Source organism: Sporosarcina luteola (assembly GCF_023715535.1).
Taxonomy (GTDB): domain Bacteria; phylum Bacillota; class Bacilli; order Bacillales_A; family Planococcaceae; genus Sporosarcina; species Sporosarcina luteola_B.
Genome location: NZ_JAMBOI010000007.1, coordinates 21,948 through 43,147 on the forward strand (window position 1 = coordinate 21,948; position 21,200 = coordinate 43,147).

General features: G+C 38.3%; 25 protein-coding genes. 16 read left to right on the top strand and 9 right to left on the bottom strand.

The genetic code is table 11. The features are described from left to right. Positions 1–789 precede the first annotated feature (789 nt). From M3191_RS13185 to M3191_RS13195, 3 genes are all read left to right on the top strand, one after another. Positions 790–1,596, top strand: a complete 807-nt coding sequence (locus M3191_RS13185) for a DUF3800 domain-containing protein (protein ID WP_251700846.1) — start codon at positions 790–792, stop codon at positions 1,594–1,596. 59 nt (positions 1,597–1,655) lie between these two features. Next, a complete protein-coding gene (locus M3191_RS13190; protein ID WP_251700847.1) occupies positions 1,656–2,159 on the top strand; it encodes a hypothetical protein in 504 nt (167 codons plus the stop codon). Between the two features lie 341 nt (positions 2,160–2,500). Further along, positions 2,501–3,019, top strand: coding sequence for an HNH endonuclease (locus M3191_RS13195; protein ID WP_251700848.1), 519 nt, complete (start codon positions 2,501–2,503; stop codon positions 3,017–3,019). Between the two features lie 339 nt (positions 3,020–3,358). Here the strand turns inward: M3191_RS13195 and M3191_RS13200 are convergent, their stop codons facing one another. The 5 genes from M3191_RS13200 to M3191_RS13220 form a co-directional block, all read right to left on the bottom strand. Then, a complete protein-coding gene (locus M3191_RS13200; RefSeq protein WP_251700849.1) occupies positions 3,359–5,776 on the bottom strand; it encodes a DEAD/DEAH box helicase family protein in 2,418 nt (805 codons plus the stop codon). Beyond that, on the bottom strand, positions 5,769–6,095 hold the full coding sequence (locus M3191_RS13205) for a nucleoside triphosphate pyrophosphohydrolase (RefSeq protein ID WP_251700850.1): 327 nt from the start codon (positions 6,093–6,095) through the stop codon (positions 5,769–5,771). The genes M3191_RS13200 and M3191_RS13205 overlap by 8 nt, the downstream gene beginning before the upstream one ends. 752 nt (positions 6,096–6,847) lie before the next feature. After that, positions 6,848–6,976, bottom strand: coding sequence for a YvrJ family protein (locus M3191_RS13210; RefSeq protein WP_239431882.1), 129 nt, complete (start codon positions 6,974–6,976; stop codon positions 6,848–6,850). A gap of 66 nt (positions 6,977–7,042) precedes the next feature. Next, positions 7,043–7,261 carry a DUF2922 domain-containing protein gene (locus tag M3191_RS13215; RefSeq protein WP_251700851.1) on the bottom strand — a complete coding sequence of 73 codons (219 nt, stop codon included), beginning with the start codon at positions 7,259–7,261 and terminating at the stop codon, positions 7,043–7,045. A 20-nt stretch (positions 7,262–7,281) separates the two neighbouring features. Next, positions 7,282–7,500, bottom strand: a complete 219-nt coding sequence (locus M3191_RS13220) for a DUF1659 domain-containing protein (RefSeq protein WP_251700852.1) — start codon at positions 7,498–7,500, stop codon at positions 7,282–7,284. 244 nt (positions 7,501–7,744) lie between these two features. Between M3191_RS13220 and M3191_RS13225 the strand changes: the two genes are divergently transcribed. Together M3191_RS13225 and M3191_RS13230 are read left to right on the top strand one after the other, a co-directional pair. Further along, positions 7,745–8,011 (top strand): hypothetical protein, encoded by a 267-nt coding sequence (locus tag M3191_RS13225; RefSeq protein WP_251700853.1) that lies wholly within the window; start codon positions 7,745–7,747, stop codon positions 8,009–8,011. Between the two features lie 43 nt (positions 8,012–8,054). Next, on the top strand, positions 8,055–8,285 hold the full coding sequence (locus tag M3191_RS13230; RefSeq protein WP_251700854.1) for a hypothetical protein: 231 nt from the start codon (positions 8,055–8,057) through the stop codon (positions 8,283–8,285). Positions 8,286–8,702: 417 nt separating this feature from the next. Here M3191_RS13230 and M3191_RS13235 read toward each other — a convergent pair whose 3' ends face one another. Continuing rightward, positions 8,703–9,029: a nucleoside triphosphate pyrophosphohydrolase gene (locus M3191_RS13235; RefSeq protein ID WP_251700855.1), complete on the bottom strand. Its 327-nt coding sequence runs from the start codon at positions 9,027–9,029 to the stop codon at positions 8,703–8,705. A gap of 514 nt (positions 9,030–9,543) precedes the next feature. Here M3191_RS13235 and M3191_RS13240 point away from each other — a divergent pair. From M3191_RS13240 to M3191_RS13265, 6 genes are all read left to right on the top strand, one after another. Continuing rightward, the gene (locus M3191_RS13240; protein WP_285853369.1) at positions 9,544–10,305 is read left to right on the top strand and encodes an NERD domain-containing protein; all 762 of its coding nucleotides are present in this window, start codon (positions 9,544–9,546) and stop codon (positions 10,303–10,305) included. A gap of 164 nt (positions 10,306–10,469) precedes the next feature. Then, entirely contained in the window at positions 10,470–12,242 is a 1,773-nt protein-coding gene (locus M3191_RS13245; RefSeq protein WP_251700857.1) for a hypothetical protein, read from the top strand. Between the two features lie 66 nt (positions 12,243–12,308). Continuing rightward, positions 12,309–12,539, top strand: a complete 231-nt coding sequence (locus M3191_RS13250; RefSeq protein ID WP_251700858.1) for a hypothetical protein — start codon at positions 12,309–12,311, stop codon at positions 12,537–12,539. A 337-nt stretch (positions 12,540–12,876) separates the two neighbouring features. Then, positions 12,877–13,458 (top strand): hypothetical protein, encoded by a 582-nt coding sequence (locus M3191_RS13255; protein ID WP_251700859.1) that lies wholly within the window; start codon positions 12,877–12,879, stop codon positions 13,456–13,458. A 290-nt stretch (positions 13,459–13,748) separates the two neighbouring features. Further along, a complete protein-coding gene (locus M3191_RS13260) occupies positions 13,749–14,318 on the top strand; it encodes an HNH endonuclease (RefSeq protein ID WP_251700860.1) in 570 nt (189 codons plus the stop codon). Positions 14,319–14,393: 75 nt separating this feature from the next. After that, entirely contained in the window at positions 14,394–14,822 is a 429-nt protein-coding gene (locus M3191_RS13265; protein ID WP_251700861.1) for a DnaA N-terminal domain-containing protein, read from the top strand. Between the two features lie 452 nt (positions 14,823–15,274). On the opposite strand, the gene M3191_RS13270 is transcribed toward M3191_RS13265, so the two are convergent. Then, positions 15,275–15,544 (bottom strand): hypothetical protein, encoded by a 270-nt coding sequence (locus M3191_RS13270; RefSeq protein ID WP_251700862.1) that lies wholly within the window; start codon positions 15,542–15,544, stop codon positions 15,275–15,277. Between the two features lie 415 nt (positions 15,545–15,959). On the opposite strand from M3191_RS13270, the gene M3191_RS13275 reads away from it, so the two are divergent. From M3191_RS13275 to M3191_RS13285, 3 genes are all read left to right on the top strand, one after another. Further along, on the top strand, positions 15,960–16,289 hold the full coding sequence (locus M3191_RS13275; protein ID WP_251700863.1) for a hypothetical protein: 330 nt from the start codon (positions 15,960–15,962) through the stop codon (positions 16,287–16,289). A 139-nt stretch (positions 16,290–16,428) separates the two neighbouring features. Further along, positions 16,429–16,935 (top strand): DUF4352 domain-containing protein, encoded by a 507-nt coding sequence (locus M3191_RS13280; protein ID WP_251700864.1) that lies wholly within the window; start codon positions 16,429–16,431, stop codon positions 16,933–16,935. A gap of 307 nt (positions 16,936–17,242) precedes the next feature. Further along, a complete protein-coding gene (locus tag M3191_RS13285; RefSeq protein ID WP_251700865.1) occupies positions 17,243–17,671 on the top strand; it encodes a hypothetical protein in 429 nt (142 codons plus the stop codon). Between the two features lie 526 nt (positions 17,672–18,197). Here the strand turns inward: M3191_RS13285 and M3191_RS13290 are convergent. Together M3191_RS13290 and M3191_RS13295 are read right to left on the bottom strand one after the other, a co-directional pair. Further along, entirely contained in the window at positions 18,198–18,521 is a 324-nt protein-coding gene (locus M3191_RS13290; RefSeq protein ID WP_251700866.1) for a hypothetical protein, read from the bottom strand. A gap of 116 nt (positions 18,522–18,637) precedes the next feature. Beyond that, positions 18,638–19,081 carry a hypothetical protein gene (locus tag M3191_RS13295; protein ID WP_251700867.1) on the bottom strand — a complete coding sequence of 148 codons (444 nt, stop codon included), beginning with the start codon at positions 19,079–19,081 and terminating at the stop codon, positions 18,638–18,640. 361 nt (positions 19,082–19,442) lie between these two features. Here M3191_RS13295 and M3191_RS13300 point away from each other — a divergent pair, with 361 nt between their 5' ends. Beyond that, positions 19,443–20,480, top strand: a complete 1,038-nt coding sequence (locus M3191_RS13300; RefSeq protein ID WP_251700868.1) for a hypothetical protein — start codon at positions 19,443–19,445, stop codon at positions 20,478–20,480. 69 nt (positions 20,481–20,549) lie between these two features. Continuing rightward, on the top strand, positions 20,550–20,999 hold the full coding sequence (locus tag M3191_RS13305) for a hypothetical protein (RefSeq protein ID WP_251700869.1): 450 nt from the start codon (positions 20,550–20,552) through the stop codon (positions 20,997–20,999). Positions 21,000–21,200 lie beyond the last annotated feature (201 nt).

Here is a 21,200-nt window from a genome sequence, read left to right on the forward strand (position 1 = left end):
GACACATGTATTAGAAAACAAGAAAACCACCCTGCGCCGTGAGGGTGGTTTTCAAATAACTTTTTTGACAACAATCCCCTTGCGGTAGAGGTTACAAAGAAAAGATGATTGGGAGCTGGGTACCATTTCTGAGGAATTTTTTATATATATTATGGTATTATTGTAATAGATGAAAAAGTAGATATCTTTGATGCATAGAAAGATATATTAAAAACTAAATGATTTAATCAGTGTGTGCCTTGAATGTATAAAATTATCATTTTATAGAGATATTTCTTAACGTTTTTATTGCATCAGGGTTTGTCATCATATTTTTCAATCAGACTGCAAATACCGGTTAGTATAGGGAAGTATGGTTAGCAACAGTTTTGGGAAGAGGGTGTGCACAAAATCTCTTGTGTGTAATTCGATGCAAGGAGCAGCACATTAGTGAGGGTAAAGTTAAGTGGAACTTTGAAGCAGAGCGACTTTTGATTAACTATAAACAGAAAATAGAAAGCCTCAACCTAGACTATGTAATAGATGCGTAAAGCAGAAGACGCCACATAGACGGTACATTTTACATACCATCCCTGTTTTTCATGCTGCTTGTCAGAAGTGTTAATGAGGAGAGGATTGTACTATTGAAAAAGCCCAATGTCTGCTACGCAAACAATGGACTTTTCAGCAGTATATTTAATCAAGACCTGCTATGCAAGCCATCATTAAATATAATAATTATTATATGCACATATTCATTATAATATGTAGGGGAAATAATATCAAGCCGAAAGTGTGGGGGAAAGTGCAGTGAGCTATGAAGTAAATGTATTTTTCGATGAAAGTGGAAAGTCAAAAGACCCATTGCATTTTATGGGGGCTGCTTCAATTCCGAGACATTTGCATGAGAAACATAAGAATGCTTTAAATGAGATTATTGAAAATAACGATATCCATTGGACTAAGTATGGAGGACATCGTGAAACCGCAAACGCTATTAGACAATTCATTGAGATACTGTTAGAAACGCCTTATCTCATCTCGGTGAATATTATCTCTTATAATATAAATACAATTGAAGCCAACTCTAAAAATATTAAACCATTTATGGAGGATATTGTAGAGCATACTGTCTATAATAAGTTTCCTGAACGTGTCATTTATGGTGTCATTAGAAAGCATGGAAAACATACGAGGATTGAAGCGAATTTATTTTTAGAACATGATAATGTTTATGAACCGCCTTCCAAAATATTTAGTTTAAAAGAGGATCTCCCGAAACAACTAAATATTCAAAGTGTATATCGTAACGATACATATATAGTGAAAAATTCTGAGTATCGACATAAAAAGGAGGATTTTGGTATTGAATTTATAGACTTGATATTAGGTTTTACCCGACTCATCGTAGTGAATGAACCAATTACACAAGGGAGAAATTATAAAAAGCGTGAGCTGATTTATGAATTATTGACCAGTAATAAATACAACTTGTTTGAATTTATGGAGAATATAAAACTTTATGAATGGGGCAATCATAGGTCTCAATTGGAGCCAATTGGTTTTAAAAACTATCTATATACTTTTATCGGTACATCGAAGTCAATTGGTTTATAGGGAGAGCATTTTTCGCTATACTTTGCAAAGAGGATACTATCTAAAGGAGGGTAATCATAATGAGTGGATTAAGATTTTTGTATATATCACAAGAGGGCAAAGTGTTTAGAGTTCCTCAACCAAAAAACAATAAATTTAAAGCGATTCGAGATTTATCAGGTCAAGTTGTTTTAAAAGTGATGTTATATTACGAAACCGAAGATAGAATACCCTCAAAACTATTATTCCTTGAATTCGATCGAATCCAGCTCGATTCTGAAGGGGGTTATGAATTGATAGAGACAGAAATAAATAAGGTGATAGGAAATGCGATGGAATATATTTTTGTCACTCCTGAAGAGATGGCAAAAAGACATAGACCATTTGTAATTCCACTTGCCCCTTCTCTTCCGGATGAAATAGAAAAGAAAGCTCTATATGGTTATTTGGAACTTAAATTGCCCTTACTGAGTAAAGATGCGCCATTCATTACCGAAAAAACAATAAATAAACTAAAGCAGATTCATGATAAGAAATTAACATTAGTAAAAGAGGCAAATAGGCTTAGGAACGAAAATAAATAATATTTGTAAACAAATTTTAAATGCCGGATTTCAATTTTATTGGAATCTGGCTTTTGGGATTTCGGGCAACATGAAACACTGTATGGTATTAGTTCAAAAAAACTCCTAAATTAATTTTTCCATACACACTTAAATTTCTTTTTCCTTAGACGTCTTCACCGTATATTCATTTACGGTCTAATTCCTAGAGTTTATGGGGATAATAATATAAGTCGAGCCAGCAATTTGAAATAAATTTGGATTTTAATTAGATATGGTTTCAGTTAACCGAGTCAACTTTTGTTCATCTTTTTTCTGTTGCATAATGTACTGTCTTATTAAAAAAACTAAGGAGAGCTAAAATGATAGAGAAAAAATTCGAATCTTACAATGAACAAATTGTGAATTATTGGTTTTCAATCGTAGATGAATCTGATTTAAGTGTTGATGCGTCCGAAGCCCAAGAAAGGTGCTGGAGATGCGGATGCGAGGCACGTTTAGAACGGTGCCACATTGTACCAAAATCTCTTGGTGGCACCAACTCACCAGAGAATTTGGTACTGCTTTGCAAGCGATGTCATAATGAGAATCCTAATATAACAGACCCTGAAATTATGTGGGATTGGATAAGGGCATATAGCACAACTTTCTATGATATTTTTTGGGCGTTACAAGGAGAAAAGGAATATCAATTTATCTATGGAAAAAAGTTTGAGGATGAGTTAAGAGAAAGAGATATCACGGATCCTAAGATGATTGAAAGCCTACTAAAAGAAGCATTTCAAAACACTACTTTTCACTTTGGCCAACCTTCTACAAACACAGCAACATTAGCAGGAATATTGCGCACGGTGATAAAACAATACGATAAAAGTTTATGAGATAATGTTTTGAATTCCTGGTATTAGTGCTGATAATAATAAAGCTTGAGATAAATATCATATGATAACCTTCAACAACTCATAGCTAATATGATCGCCTTACCAATCAAGTTATACGCTCAAAATATTGACCCTTAGTACTTATGAATTTCGACTATGGGAACTTCGTAATCTCAATAAATATATAATTCATGATGCCAGTTTCAAAGTATTGAACCAGGCATCTATTCATAAGGTCGGGGATTTGATGATGTGTCTTGTAAAAATAAAACAAGATACACTCTGTACCAACTTTGAATTTTGTCGTTAATTGGCACCAATTAAATTAATGTGAGTCTCTTAAGACACCGATCCTTTCCTCTCAAAATGCCAATGTAATCGATATTCACAAATCTCCTTCATCCACTCAAACAATATCCCTTCATGTTCTTTTATCACTTTTAACTGTGGGGCGAAAACCCCATCTTCAAATTGGATCAGACCCTTTGAAGTACCACTCCACTTCGTCATTGGCATAGTCTCAATGAGCTTAGCAACTTTGGCCTCATCATAATCATGTAATGCCAGTCCTTGCTTATCTGCCAGGTCTGCATCTCTACGATACGGTTTCTCCATCAGATAGGCATGAAAGAAAGGTGCCACTTCCACAGCTGTAACCGGCTTGTACCAATTTCCGGCTCCTCTTGATAGCATATATTTCATTACGACCATCTTGTAACTTTTATTCATGCCGGTGCGGTTCACTTCAATCAGCCAGTCCCCATGCTGTTTCAACACTCCGGTTTCTAATTCATTCAACTCCCCAGCTTGTTCTAAGAGGATAGGGTAAGTTTTGAACTTCTGTTGAATCGCTCTAGAATCCTCTTTTGCCTTAAGATGATATTCCAAGTAAGAAGGCCGATGACCAAGCTCTTCTTTTAATTCAAAATAAGCATTGATCAGTCGCTGCTGGATTGGCTCATTCTGTTTCATTGCTTCCAATAAATTGATGACTGCAGTCTCGAAGTGGAACTCAAAGTACCTTGGTTCTGTAAATGTTTCACTACTTATTTTGACGGGCAGCTCATTGTTATCATTGAAAACTTTATATTTCTGGCGTGCATTGCGGTAATTTCCAATGAGATCGATGATTGTACAATGTGATTTGCCGGCCGCAAGTCGTAGTCCGCGTCCGATTTGTTGAGTGAAGACGGTAAGTGATTCCGTTGGACGAGCGAACAACAATGTATCTACAGAAGGGATATCGACACCTTCATTAAATAAATCAACTGTGAAAATGATGTCGAGTTGCCCGGATTCCAACATGCTCCTAGCGGCAGTCCGGGTCTCCCTGTCTGTATTGCCATGAAGGGCGAGGGAACGGTAGCCTGATTGCTGGAAGTGTTCGCTTAGGAAAACGGCTTGCCGGATGGACGAGCAGAATCCGATTGTGCGGCTCTGTTTATGTTCCTTCCAAGCTGTCAGCACAGCTTCCGCATAACTGTCACGTATTTGAAGACGGAGCAGTTCCTCTTCGTCATACCGATTGTTTCGCCACTTCAATTGGCTATAATCCGTTTCATCCAATACACCGTAGTAGATGAAAGGGGATAGCCAGTTTTGCCGGATGGCGTCCAGGAAGTGGATAGATATGGCTTCGTTGCCGTCACACAAGCTATAGACGTCCTTGTTGTCCAATCTATCAGGCGTAGCGGTCAGGCCAAGCAGGAATTTTGGCTTGAAATGATCCAATACTTTCTCATACGTAGGGGCGGCAGCATGATGAAATTCATCGACGACAATCAAGTCGAACGCAGTCGGTTCAAAACGCTGCAAATGATGTCGCATAGCAAGTGTCTGGATTGAAGCGAACACAAAATCTACGTCACTTTCTTTCTGTTGACCATTATAAATTCCGCTTGTTCTGTCAGGGAATACATGCTTGAAAGATTGCTGTGCTTGCAATAGTAACTCCTCGCGATGGGCGATAAAAAGGACTCGTGGATAGGCTTGGGCAAAGAACGCAGCCAAGTACGTCTTACCGAGCCCCGTTGCAAGCACAACTAAAGCTTTTTCATATCCTTCTTTCACAGTTTCATTCAACGCGTCCAATGCGAGTTGCTGTGCTGGGCGCGGTTCTAGGCTAGTTGATTCATAAGAAGATGATGGATCTGCAACTTGGTCATCCAAGATATTTGCTCCGAATGTCATTTCAAGCTCGGTCTTTGAATCATACACAGCACTGAACTGCAATTTGCGGTTTGTTTCATCATATCTAGTCCTGTATTTTGCAATCTGTTCATTGTTGATCTGAACAGTGTTCGGCGACAAAAAGAGATTCATGAACTCATGGGCAGCCGTTTCAAAAATTTCGGCATCGACAGTGGAGGGGGCATATAGGTTCCATTCAATGCCGCTCGTCAACGCAGACTTTGATAAATTGGAGGAGCCTACAATGACAGTGGTACTATCCGTTGATTTAAATAAATACGCTTTCGGATGAAACGAAGTGCCCCCGCTTTCCATCATACGGATTTCGGCACTAGGGATCTCATCTATCAGCAATTGAAGCGCATCTGGCTGGGTGATGGACAAATAATCGCCAGTCAGAATTTTAATATCCGCCCCGCGCATTACTGCCTCTCGTAAGACAGGTAACACTTCCTTTACACCAGATTTCATAAGGAATGCCGTCATCCAGTAGATTGTTTCAGCTTCAGCAGTAAGTTTCTTCAAGTCATCCAACAAGTTCTGTGTAAGTAAGCGTAGCTTAGTCATCTTCTACTTCCACTAAAAAGATCCGTTCCTCGAAACCACCGCGTTTAGCGGCTTTCTCCGCACGGACTGCCTCCAGTTCTTCCACTGTCACCCCGTGAAACTTTGCTGCAGCGTGAATCAACTCCAGCAAGTCAGCCAGTTCCTCAACGGCATCATCGGACGTTGGAGCGCCCGCGTATTCCGCCAATTCTTCATGCATCTTTTTGTTCAATTCCGTTATGTATTGCGAGTCGTCCAAAATATACGTGACACTCTTCTTACCGTCTGATTCAATAATGTTAGGGATCAAGTCACGGACTAGTTTATTGTAGATTGGCATATGATTTTCTCCTTTGGGTACAATTTTCTATATTTTATCATATAGGTTAGTAGCACGTGAATGGGATGCTGGGTTGGACTAATCCCATCAATTTCTTATTATAAAGAGGGTATTTACTTTTCATCTTTACCAGGACGATACACCTACTAATATGGCAATATTTCACTCACTTTTATTCCTGTATTTTTGATATAATTATTTCAATAACGTATTACTTACTGAATAAGTCGTAACAACCAACCAGCTATAATATATAGAAACAAGAAGGGACGCTAAAACTGTAGTCTTCTTCAACTATACTAGGGGGAATATATATATATGTTCGGACTAAAAAATAAAGCTAAGGTAAATTACAATATTACTGACAATGAGTTCTCATGGTCTAATAACTCTTTTAAGATCGAGGACGACTTTCTAATTGCTGACGGACTACTTAACAACTTCCGAGTTCCACTAAACTCTATTGAGACTGTGGTATGGTCACGTAACCCTATGAAACCTGAGATTGCTATTAGTATGAGAATTGTAGGGAAGGGCGTTGTGCTAGTTGACGCTGACGTACCATTTGATAGAGTAAGCGAAGTACAGAATTGGATTTTAAATAGGATCGCCTGATGGACGCTAATTAAAGCGTTCTTTTTCTTTTGTTCTAATTGTACCAATAAATGCTAGTTCCCATTACCAGGCACCCGGAAATTCCAAATTGCACGGGTGCCTGGTTCCTTTATTAAACCTTAAATTTTAAGTGAACTTCAATTCACTTTCAAAGAAACAAGCGCATTGTGTATGGCTTCGAGTTTTGTTTCAAGCCGGTGCAAGAGATAAAAAGATACAAAGATCGGAAATCCGATTTGTTGTATAAAATTAAGCCATTGTTCCATTTTGAATTCGCCTCCTCATTTTTAATGATAAAAGGCTCCCCAGCCAAGCCGGAGAGCCTTTTTCACTTATGCTTTTACAAGATCTTCTACGGTGCGTTCGATAATGCGGGCGCCTTTTACGGTTGCAAGAAAAGAGCCATCCACTTCAAACACCTGTGAATTGATGATCTCTTGCATGGCTGCCTCCACCTCGGCTGGTGTTAGTCCAGCTTTTGGCTCGTCCACTGTTAGGGATGTTTGTTTTCCCGCAGCAGTCGTGAAGTTTAATTGTAACGTTTTCGCCATTCCTCATCTCCCCTTTCTACTTAGTTCATAATGTCTCCTGTTTCTACCCTTTCTGCTCCGATTAATGGATATTCGGAGAGCTGTGCCAATTGTGTAAGGGCGTTGTGAAGGTTGTCAGCCGTCGCCCCTTCTGCGATGTTGCGGTAGGATTTCGATTTTTTGATCATTTTCCCATCCTGCGTCATCCCGCCGTCGAAGTACACCTTTCCAACTGCATTTCTGAATTCGATTGTCGCCATTTGCTTTCCCCTCCTTTCACACACTATATAGACTTGAAATGAGGGAAAGGATACTTTCATCGTGAATTTTTAAAAAACTTCCAAGGTAGAGCCGATGGCATTTCCTTTATGTTTATTTATAATCCGAATTATTTCTACTTTGATTTCATCGTTAAATACATATAAAATATACTTCTGTACTTCTGGGATTTGCAGAAGAAGGATGAACTGATAACAAGAATAAATGATGTAACGGAGGCTACTTATGAATTATAGAATCAGTAACAAGCAAGTATTTGAACAAGCACAGACGCGTTCGGTTTCAGATGTACCGTTTACTGAGGAAGAACGTCAAAACGGAATGAAACTTGCGGTTTCTAAGGTGGATAATACGCTGGCTTTGTATTTGGTGGAGGTAGATGGTCATAAGAAATTTGAGGTTCGTTGGGACGATTCGCAGGAAATTTTCATCGGTTGGAATTCCGCCTGGGAAAACTTCACTTGGTGTCTAAATGTCGCAAGCAGTGATTGATTAAAATCGTTTGCAGCGCCAGGTTGGGGAAGGGGTTGATAACATGAAAGTTGATAGGGAATATTTTTATGAATTAATTGACAAAATACCAGAAGAAAAATTACCTGAGTTAAGAATGGTGTTGCTAAAAATGGCAATTCCCGAAGTAGACCCAACACCTGAGGAAATAGAAGCGATTCAAAGAGGTCTGGAAGAAGTTGCACGGGGTGAAATTTACTCCTATGAAGAAGTATTTGGGGAAACCCGGAAACGCGACAAGGAAGATGATGAATAAAGGTTAGAGCACCAGGTTAGGGTTTATTTAAAACAAATAATCCATCCTTGAGTTTAGAACGAACTCATTTAGGATGGAATATTTCACCTCAGGCTGATCCCCCTTGGGAACCTGCTATTACAGACCGCCTAATGTTAGCGCATTAGGTGGTCCTTTTTAATTTATTCGTAGTAGACAGACGTATTCGTCTTTCCGTGGATTCTTTTCAACGGGGAGAATAAGATTAAAGGTTTCGAGGTAGTAATAATTATTTCTCATTCGATAGTAAAAGTCTTAGTAACCTTGGGCTCATACAATGTCTTTATCTTATTAACGCCCTAGGAAAGGTGCGCCGCGTATTGCCCGCAAAAATGTCAGCACTTCCTTCACGCCGGACTTCATACGTCATCCAGCAAGTTCTGAGTAAGCGACCGCAGCTTAGTCATCTTCTACTTCCACTAAAAAGATCCGTTCCTCAAAACTGCCGCGTTCAACTGCTTTCTCAGCACGCACCGCTTCCAGTTCTCCCACCGTCACCCCGTGAAACTTCGCTGCAGCGTAAATCAACTCCAGCAAATCAGCCAGTTCCTCAACGGCATCATCAGAGGAGATCGCTCCCTCATATTCCGCTAATTCCTCATGCACCTTCTTGTTCACTTCCGTTATGTATTGCGAGTCGTCCAATATATATGTGACACACGTCTTACTGTCCTTTTCGATAATGCCGGGTATCAGGTCTCGCACAAGTTTATTGTAGATTGGCATATGATTTTCTCCTTTAGGTTGCAATTTTCTATATTCTAGCACAGCGCTAAATAGGGATGTTGATAGTAATGTAAGAGAAGATTATTTTGCGAGAATTATCCCTAAATTATAAGGATTATTTTACATGTTATATGGTACTATTTAATTAATGCGAATTATGTAGAAAAAGGTGGGGGATTGGAATGTTGAGCTTATTTAGATCAAGATGTGGAATCTGTAAAAGGAAAGTATCAGAGTTCCAACGTTATAGGTTACCCATAATAAGGTAGGGAAAGTCTGCTTAGCTTGTTGTGTGTATGCGGAGAGAAGGGCTTATCGGAAGTGTTGAAGCAGCAACGAAGCGAACTTCACTTGTACTGAAAGGTGCTGTTGTTCAATTAAGAGTAAAGGTGGTGTTGTTATGATTTCGGGTTTCTTTGGAGGGATTCTATCTGTTTTCCTTATGCTGATAACATCAAGTGTCTTTCCGTTACTTGTTTTATTCATAGTCTTATCGTTAGTAGTGCAGTGGAAAATGCCCATTATCAAAGGAAAGTATGGAGAGTGGGTAGTGAAAACCAAGCTTCAGAAATTAGGGGATGCATACACTGTCTTCCATGACGTGTATATTCCGAATGGCGAGCGGGGATTGACGCAAGTAGATCATATTGTTACGTCAGTGCACGGTGTGTTTGTCATTGAAACGAAACATTATAGCGGTTGGATTTTCGGCGATGAATATAAACCTTACTGGACACAAGTCATCTATAAAAAGAAAACAAAAATGCACAATCCAATCCGACAAAATTACGGCCATGTGCAAGCTTTGCTTACTTACACAGGACAAGCGGAAATGAAGGATGTCCATTCCATCATCGCCTTTTCACCGAGCTCGACTTTTAAATTCAATAAGGATTTCACGTCAGCGCACGTTATTCAGTTTCCTGAATTGCTAGCGACAATCAAGCGGTACAAGGAACAGCGTATTAGTTTGGCTGCGGTGAAGAGGATTAATGAAAAGCTTAAGGTTCTGTTGGTTGAAGATAAAAGTGAGAGGAAACATCTTAAGGCAGAGCATATGCAGTCGGTGCGGAAAGCGAAAGGTTCCAAGCAGACGACCCATGTACAAGCTGACCTAATTTCAAAGGTGACAAAGGAGGTTGCTCCCACGATTTGTCCAAGGTGTGAAGGGCAACTGACTATGAAGGCGGGCAGGTATGGGAAGTTTTATGGGTGTAGTAATTATCCTGATTGTAGGTATACAGACAATCTGAACGCTAAGCGGCAGAATGTTTAAGGAAGGCGCAAGCGTCTTTGAGTGATAAAAAATAAAAGGAGCGTAACCAGTGGGTTGGGACTAGCCTCAAGACCATTGGAGCTCCTTTGATATCGTTTATTATATATACTACTTTAATATTTTATACGTTTTCTGATAAAATGTCAACATTTTTGGAGGTATATATGGAATACGGATTAAATAATTTGGACGTTCTAAAATATGGCGATTTTAATGAAGGACAAATTTTTTTCATACAGCGCTGGTCAGAAATGTTGAATACCAAAACCCATAGTAAGTATGCTGTTAGATATTTAAATAGTCACCAAGCGTTAAGGGAAATCTTATATGTGTGCAGAGGGATGGTTGATGAAGAAATCAAGCGATCGGATCACCATTTAAGACTTGTCTTCGAAGAAGTCAATAAAATTATTGAAGCAGATAAGCTATTTGAAAAGCATGCCGATAGTCATGCGAAGATTATGAAAAACTCATTAAGGGCAACGCCAAAAGTCAGCGAAATACCAAAGATATACTCTGTGATCTATCAGTTAGAATATGTCATTAGGCATTTGGAAATCAACTATCTAGGATGGATTGTTCATGAGCTAAAAGAATTACTCCAACAGGAAGTTTATGCTGATACAACCCTCCAAAATTTAGAAGTACTAATACATATGTTGGCAAGCGAATTATTGGGCAATGGGTGGTCGCTGAAGGCGTTATATTCATTGGTAAGGGTTGATATATTAAATAGAACAAGCCCGGTGTTTGAGCGATTCAACAATTTTTATAAACAGATTTTATCGGATCCAACAACATATGTCTATCTCTTTCCTATAAAGTCAGGCCTAACAAGAGAAACAAGAGAGCAATTCGTACAATTTAATGTCGAGCTACTTGACGGAGCAGCTATTATGAGTACATATGATGATTACGACTTAGGGCACAACATTTCTAGGAATAAAGATTACATTCGGGTAATAGGCAAATCTTATGATATACAAACAGGAATGAATTCAATGTGGCAACGGATTGCCGAATACATGGACGTTCTGAGATTTTATGGATACGAACTACCTGATATTGATACAGCCCCAATTGTCCTATGGCTGAACGAGCAAAGATTTACGAGAAATATTCAAGTATCTCTTGTCGAAAAAAAGAATAGGTTTCGAGCACCGAGTACTATAATGCAAAAAATCCAAATGCAGCTAAATCAAGGTAACAATGAGGTGAATCGAAAGATTAAGAGCTTATTTGAATTTGCAAGAATAAGTGATGAATCTTTATCTCCGCAATCGACATTTTTAAATTTATGGATTGGCATTGAATCTTTCGTCCAAAGCAAGGAACATGAAGGTGGAATAGAAAATGTTAAAATGGTGGTTTCTTCAAGTACTACTCATAATTATTTGTATAGCCTATTAAAGAATTTTATTGAGGATTGCAATAGATGTAATTTGGAAGTAACAATTGATTATCAAAAAGTTGAAATTGGAAAAATGAATCCCCAGCGGGCTATCCTATTCCTATTCGATGACAGGTATGCGCCAGTTATAGAAGATGTTTGTAAGGAAATGAATATCCTATTGGCTTATCGCTATATAGAACTGAAAGATACGTTATTGGATGGCAAAAAGTCATCGAAATTACTTAAAAACCATCTGGATAATATCAAGCAACATGTTCAAAGGCTATACCGAATAAGAAATTCCATTGTACATTCGGCAGAAGTACATTACAATATCAATTTATTTATAAAGCACTTGCATGAATATTTAGAGTCCACGATGTCCGTAGTACTATATAGATTGGAAGAAAATCCAGATGCCAGGCTTGAAGAGATATTTGCACAGGTAAGGGATAGCGTTGAAGCAACCATTGAAACACTTGGAAATAGTAGAAACCTTGATAAAGATGCATATTATGATTTGGTGTTAAAAGGAGCGTTTTAGTAAGTGAAAGAAATCTGTTAGGGCTAAGCATCGGGCGTAGTAGTGTCATTCAAGGAGGATGTGAATTTGAGTAAAACTGTTGAAGAAATGATAGTAACAATTGAGGGATTATTAGAAAAAAGTTTCAGGAAGGAGGGAGTAGGAACTATTCAAAACAGTCTTTACCACATAATTAATGACTACAAAAGATTAATTGATATTATTGAAATTAATACAGATAAATCAGGTATTTGCATGCTCAAAAAAACGGAAATTGCTAATTTATACGGGTTATCACGGGAACTAATAAAAAGTTAAGGTTTCTTATTAGATACAGAATGTTAACGGAGTGTAGGCCGGGTATGAAGGTGTCTGGAAAATGTAATGTTTCAGATACGCCTATATCTCTTACTGTGAAAATTTTAAAATTGCTTAAGCAACATCCAGAGCTTAGTGATAGTTATAAAAAACAAGCCGAAGCATTAAACATCCCCATTTATGATGTCAGGGTGGCGTGGGGATTTATTAGTCACTGTTAAAGGTTTTATGATCCAAAAGGCGAGGATTACTATATTTTGTTTTAGATTAACATAAAGTAATCATTGGGGTTTATTCAAACAATGAATAAATGTAATGTAAAGGAAGGGTGGCTTAAATGTCTGATGTAAAATACGTGCATGACCAAATTACTGATTTCATGAGTAATGACACAGAAAAAACTTTACTATTACGAGGTATTGCGGACAAAGAAAAGCATCAAGTTCTTCTTAAAGCCCTAAATAAATCAGGCGATTTGAAAGGATTGATTAATTTAATTCATACAACAAAAGATGGAATGCAGGACTTTTTCAGATGGGCAGAACTTTATAAGGTTATTGTGCCTAAAAAGTATGGACAGCGCATGAGGTTGTCCAACCTCACAATTTACTTCGATAATCTTACTACTAAACAGAATAGCGATAAATATGATGATCATGCTTTTGATTTTATGATTATATGGCCGATACAAAGTGTAACTAAAAGTGAAAAAGAAATTCAGATGCTCAAAGAAATGGCTCAACGTCAAAGAACAAAAAAAATCATCTTTCTGACCCTAAAGGAACCTTGGTATAAACCAGACTCATTTGAGGCTTTTGTTGACAGAATAATTAATTTGGATTGTGAGAACGATGACCCAAAGGAGTATCAGCGTATTATAGCTGCATATGAAGAAGATATGAAAAGGAGAAGATTTTAATTCGAGTACCTGAGTGGAAAACTAAACATTCTAGGTATTGAGGAAGGTAATCTATGTACGCTTCTTCCTGTCGTACAGACCGCCTAATGTTATTAGCATTAAGTGATCCTTTTTAGTTTATTCTTTCGAACAGAAGTATTCTAATTACCTGTATTGTATTGTGTATTGTAATATTTTCAACCTGTCTGTTAGGTAAACCATTTCCATACGGTGAAATTAAACTACTACTTACATAAAGTATAAGTATTCCGCAAATTATACTCTTAATAAAGTCGGCTGGAGGCGATGAAGTGGGAATAAATATCGGTGATTCCTGCACTCTCTATAAACGATGCAAAATATGCGAAGAATACAAACACAAGATGAGTTTTCCATCACTAGGCGGAAAGGGAAGGAGCGAAGGGAAAAGAAGGTCATTTTGCTATGATTGTAAAGATCGCAGGAATGAAAGGATCATTAAACCCGTCAAAGAATACAGTTATGACACTTCCATCCTCGATGCCAACAGGGAAATAACTATCCGCGGACGAACTAAGAATAATCGTAAATATGAAAATGTCATCAGCTATGAAAAAGCGAAGAGAATAGTGGAAGAAGGATCAGCAGGAATCTACCATAGTACGTTAATTCACCATTTCTATAATAGAAGAACAATAAAGGCGTTTATTTTAGAACGTGATGACTATACTTGCCACTATTGTGGAAAGTATGGTGATACACTGGATCATAAAATCCCGAAGGCAAAAGGTGGTCTAACCACGGTAGCAAATTGCGTCTGTGCCTGCTTGAAGTGTAATACTAAAAAGAGCGACATGGATTATGACAAATATATGGAAAGACTTCACGAGGTAATTTCCTGATAGGATTACCACTTACAAGTGTATTAGGTGGTCTTTTTTAGATTCTATTAAATAAACGAAACAGGGGACCGAAAATTGAAGAAAATCACAAATGAAATCGAGTTATTTGAACACTTTAGGAGCATGGCAATACGTAAAAGGGCTTCTGAAATTGAGATACCCGGAGTAGGGAAGTTTCGGATATTTTATCAAGAACCCGAGGATGTCGATCGAGATTTTGCTGCAGACTTGGACGGAATAACGATAAATGATGACGAGCGATTTACACTCTGGGACGATGTATTATTGAAGGTGAAGCAAACAATCAGTTTTCCAAGTTATGAGACATGGTTCAAAAATACATCCGCAATCCTGCTCGATGATCATCATATCGGTGTAGTGTGCAGCAATAGCTTTCAAGTGGATTGGTTGCAATCACACTATAGAGACACTCTACTCAATATACTTGAAGAAGTGACAGGGGAACAAGTCGGGATAGAGTTCTTTGTAGAGAACTCTCAATAAGGAAGTAGTGACTCACGGGAGGTCGTATGTCAGTATCTGAAGCGCTAATGCTCATGGATAGGTGATAGGTACGCTAGGCTGTTGAATGGAGGGACATATTTCCCTCGCTTCGGAAGGATAACCTCCAAAAGATGGATAGCTCTTTTTGACCTTGGGCGATATTTTTGTAGTATAATATGACATGTAGCGAGTTGATCCGTGGGTGAAATGAACGGTGGGTTCTTAACATGTGAACTCCTTTCGTGTTTTCGTTGTTGTCAAATTGTCCTCCCCACGGACCGACCGCTATTTTTTCACCTATTTACTTCGATACTTTAGTACATCGTGCCAGGTTTCTTATTAGAGAGCCTGGCATTTTATTTATGTAGGGCACTTTATTCCCCCCAGGTACCTAACTCTCCTACAAAACAAAAAAGACCTTTCTCTAAAAATAGAGAAGGGTCTTGTCCGTATTACTCATAAAAGTATTCTTTAATATCCTGTTGCATTAAATCTATTTTGGATTTAACGTTTGGTTTTGGAATATCATAATGCTTTTCATATTTGCACATCTTGCAAGAACAATTCAACTTCGCTTTCGACAGTTTGCCGGGATGCATAATAAAAGGATGTTCGCTATCCTCCGCTTTATTCAATCCCCAGGCATATCTTACAATCTCTAGCTTCCGGTTAATTGCCCTCTTTCTTTGATGGCGATAATATGAACTTGAACGATTTTTCACTAGTGAAAACCTCCCTTGAGAATCGTACCTGCCCGCAGGAGTCCTCAAAGGGTGTTTAAACCCCTACAGGCAGGTAGTTAACGTTTTCACTAGATATCTTTCTATATTCATCCGATGTCCTCCTAAATGTTCTAGTAGAAGTATATCGTAGATGGATTGATTATCAACTCTTCGGAGTGGTTGAGATATGTTCTCCAAAACTTTTTACAAACAAGATGAAACTTTTTCTGAAAGTCCTCGTCTGTACGTTGCTCGATGGACAGGTAACGGAATGGAAAACAATTGATGGCTATTATGGGGAAAGTTATGGAATGCTTAGATGAAATGGATTCCCAAATTGAAAAGGGGTTTGCCGAAGTCAATGAACGATTAGGTGCAATTGATGAACGTTTGAATTCAATGGAACAACGCTAACATGACTAACGAGAAAAAAGGACGCTTTGTGATTCTCATTTTAATAATACTTACGATGGCATTTGCAATTAAATCTATCATGCAACATCCCCGTCTTTCAGATGTGCCAGACTTGAAATTTACGACTGAATGGCAACCTGCTACCTATCAAATATACGAAAAAGGAACAGGCATCAGGGTTGAAAGATTTAATAGGTGGGGATTGTTCAGAACGGCAATGAATTGTGAGGATATCGCACTGGAATATGTTGAAAACGGCGCGGGAGATTGGCTTGTGCTAAAGGGCTGCGGACCAAAGAAAATCGATAAGGAAATTGACTATCTTAAATAGAATAAAATACATATTTTATGATTTGCATTTTGGGTAAGACGAGATTATTAATGAAGTATCGGTTTACATTTCGTATAGGTCATATGTAAAGATATTGAAATACAAAAAAACTAAAAAATATACTGGAGGAAACATCATCATGAAAGAAATTGCAAATAGAATTATTTTAGGTGTGGGCATCCTAGCTGCTTTGGTAGTCGGTGGATGCGCTGAAACAGCTGAAGATGAAAAACAATTTAATGAAGAAGAATATGCTTCAGGGAGTTATCCAGCAGAGGGTGAAGGTCTTGAAATCGCTATAGACTCTGTGAGGTACGTTGAAGAAGCTGCTGATGGGTATTCATTTCCAAACCAAAGAGAAGAGATCCTTGAGATTGAACTGACAGCTAAAAACGATTCAAGTGTTAAGATAGATATAGACACATTCAACTTCTATATCCGTAATGTTGAACCAAGTGGTGGCAGTTTTTACTACTCGTCCGATGATATGAATTTTGATGGATCAATCGGACCTGGAAAAGAGTTTACTGGGAAGTTTTACTTTGATGTTCCGGAAAAAGAATCATATGAACTTGTATATATGCCGTTGAGCCCTAAATCAGACGATAATACTTTTCTTGTAACTCCTGAAAAGAATACTAACTGAATTATATTCTTGAATAGATTAGGCACCAGGCACCCGGACAATTTCGGATTGATCGGGTGCCTTGTACTTCACACTACTGCCATTTTTCTCAAAGTTGGTTGTCATCAGATCAAATACCAAAGCCATTATGACCCTCATAGCCACACCAACCCATCTACAAAAAAGTCGAAAAGGGTTGGTGTTTTTTCATTGCTGAAAATAATTTTCCCCTCGCAGTATCCTTTTCCCGAACTCGCATCTATATAACAAATGAAAGGTCTGATCAATTACTTTGAAGGGGTGTGGGAAGGAAATGAACAGTAGGTGGATGAAATTACATAGGTCGTTATTGAATAAGCCGATTTGGACAGAGGCGACGTCGGAGCAGAAGGTGATTTTGATAACGTTGCTCATGATGGCGAATTACGAGGAAAGGCAGTGGGAGTGGGGTGGAAAGTTTTATTTATTGCAGCCGGGTCAGTTTGTCACTTCTCTTCCGACGCTCGTTCAGCGATGTGGGAAAGGAGTCACCGTGCAGAAAATCCGGACAGCTTTGAAGCGCTTCGAGGCGTATGGATTTTTAACAGACGAGTCAACAAATCAGAATCGGCTCATAACGATTGTTAATTGGGGCTTTTATCAACGAAACGGTTGCAAGGTAACAGGCGGCGTGACAGGCAATCGACATACGTATAACAGGCAGCTAACAACTACTAAGAAAGAAAGAACTAAGAATATAGAAATAGAGCGCGTGTGAATGAATTCACGTTGGATTTGACGAAGGGGGAAGCGATATGACTGCGGAAAAAGCGGTGCCTTAATTTCTGCAAGAGACGCAGAAATTAAGGTAAATCGAACCCTTCGCAGTTCGATTCGCTAATGCTCGTATTTACATTCGCAACATTGATTGTAGATATATTGTCGTTTAACCATAAAAAATAATCCATCCTTGAGTGGGTAGCTCATAATGGATGGATTATTTTCATACCCGAGCTGATCCCCCTTGTAGGGAACCTGCTATTACTAATTCCAGACCGCCTAATGTTGGTAGCATTAGGTGGTCCTTTTTAGATTGGTTATTGAAACCAATAGAACCTAACACCGTTCATTGGATTGTCAATTATGATAATACAAATACACGCTGATAAGGTGATTGTCGATGGCTTTGAAATTTACGGTCACATCGATCAAGAACAATCATGTTCTTACCAGGTTCACATCGAGTTTCGAATTGTTTCAGAACCTAGTATCGTTTCAAAGCACCTGTTAGCAAAAACAGTGCATTATAGTCGTTGCTTTTCTTCTTTTGTACTTTTAGATTTGATTAGCGAATAAATATCTTTGACATGAAGTACAAGCAACCCTATCATAAGCAACCAAACAAAATGTACTTTGTTACCCAAATCGTCCATCATATATTCACGATATTTAAACGTAAAGTAGCAAACAAATATAAATAATAGCAGGTCCCAGACTACGGTCACTATTTCTTTTAGTTCTTTTTTGTCATTCAGTAATCCAGTTAAGATTAGCCTCACGATTAGAAAGGCTGCGAGTGCACTTGGATAATTTGACATATCTACATGAAAACCACGAAAAGCATCCATTGATAACCTCCTTTATTTTGATACCCGACTTTTATGAAACCATTTAATAAAGTGCTGACTAAGCAGCTTTGATCCTTGAGTAAAGCACTCCGTTCGTTCAAGAACTACTTTCTCCCTTAAAGTTCTTTTCCATTAATTATTTTATATAAGATTTCTGAATCCTTTATTGGCAGTTTTATATATTTTGCCTGACCCTCAGCAATTATCTCTAATCTATCTCTATTCGGAGTAACCCATATAGCATAGTTAATCGAACCCAAGCTAAAACGATATTCAGGAGGAAATGCCATATCCACCTTAATGTTTTCTTCCCATTCAGCGTTCTCGATTATTTCCACCACGGTCTCTATTTCATCAGATCTAACAACTTCTTTTATACTTTTATACTCATACTCTTCACCTTGTCGTTCTTCAACTGTAAACGGTATTCTTTCAAGATGTTCAGCTTGTGATATCTCTGCTTGTATTTCTTTTGGTGCTTTTATTCTTTCTTCATGATTACAGCCAACTAATGCAAAACAGAATACGATATATAATATAAAAGTAACTATCCTTTTCATACACAACACCCCTTATAATTAGACGTTACTTTTTCAAAAAAGTCTCATATCCTTCTTCAACTAAACTGCCGCGTTAGTTCAATAAGCAACGAGTCCCCGAGCTGCTCAGACTTATCCGGATTTCAGGGTACTGAATTTTGATAGTCAGGCAAAAAAGAATATTATAATTATATACTTCAATTGTTTGGAGTGCTTTGATTACGAGGTCCATTGAACAACAAGCTGCATGTGAATCAAACAAACTGGCTTTATAACCTTTCGAAACTTTCCGACAGACTTGCCCGTATACCATACTACGCGGGCTCTGTCGGTTTTTGAATGCTATCAAATCGCTTTTCATACAAAGAATCGGGGGATGGATATGAGAGTATCGAAAGGGATGATCATGGGGGTATTCGCTGTAATCATGGTTTCACTTGCGGGATGTGAGGAGGAAGAGAAGGGGGTTGCTGATTCGGTGGAGACGGGGATTGTTGAAGAGCTCCATCAAGTCGATGAAACAGTAGTCGATGAGTACTGGTCGCAGCCGATTGATTCGGAGATATGTCAGACAGTAGGGGAATGCCGCGATGTAGGGGATGCAAACGGAAGCGAGTATTTTACTAGTTTTTCAGGAGATCTCAAACAGACAAACAATATGTCATATCTGAATGTGCAAGCGGTAGAAGATGAATCTGTTCTTGCATTTGCTGCTAATGACAAGGACGATGAAAAATCCATCACCGCTCGCTTTGAATTAATAGAAGATGAATTTGTTTTGACGAAAGGGGAAGAAGCGAGGGTCTTCAATGGTATCGCTGATATTGTGCGTGCGTTATATGATCGAGATAAAGTGAATTTGCAAATCCTTGAATTTCAAAAGGACGTTTACCCGAATGTGAATACTTACGAGGGGAAATTGGTGTTGCCTTCTAATTTGGTACAGCATTGGCTTCAGTCGTACACCGTGGCTGTACTGTTTCATGAGTATGGCCATATGCTGACATGGAATAAGGCGGATCTGGTAAATTCGTATACCTGTCCAGCAGATCAATTTCATTTGAAATTGTACTGGGAATGTTACAACGCTGACAGTTATATGAATCTCTATTATCAAGCTTTTTTGAAGGAATATGAGGAGCAGTGGTTAGATGCAGGCAATAAAACTGTGGAAGAAAGAATGGCTTTTTATGAAAAAAACAAGGATTCATTTGTAAGCACATATGCGACAGTTAATCCTTATGAAGATATTGCAGAGTCTTTTGCGTTCTTTATGTTAACGCCGTACAATGACAGCCCCGACACAGTAGCAGAAGAAAAGGTTAACTTCTTTTATCAGTTCCCGGAACTGGTCGAGTATCGAGCGTTTGTACTGAAGGAGCTGAAAGACCGAAAAGACGAGATGTGGTCTTTTTATTGAGGATAAAAACCTCGTCTATCTATAGCAAAGAGTCGGTAATATCTATAAAATGGGAAAGTTGGCCAGTACATGATAAAAAAACTAAAACTAATCACTTGGGAACCTACCGTTGAATTTACTAAAGAATTTATTCAAGTAGTTAAATTTGATATGAGTTTCAATGACAAGGGGCTAACTATAACCCTAGTTGATAAAAAGGGAACTAGAGTAGACATCACTTATGATAAGGGGACAAAATACTTAGGGGATTATGTAGTATCGTATCGTTATACCAGTGAAATCCCCATGTCCATACTTGCCTTACTAGCAGAGAAAGCGAGGGATGATAGTGGTCTAAATAATTTCGACTCTTGTTTTTATAAAGCACTACACTCTGATTATCTAGACCAGTTCAAGCCACATTTTCCCGGCAACTTAGCAGATGGTTTGGAACATCATATATTTCCAGTTGGCACAGGAATAGTCGAGGTAATTAGCGACTATGATCCAAGCTTTACTTTAACTAAGGCCACTTACTAATTTGCAAACCAATGTAACCATAAAAAATAATCCATCCTTGAGTGGTAGCTCATAATGGATGGATTATCTTATCCAACTAGCTGATCCCCCTTGAAGGGAACCTATTGTTAATAATAATTACAGATTGCCTAACCGCAAATATACCCTTCACCAATAGCCATCAAATTCGCTACCTTCACAGAAACTTGTATCAGGCACCTG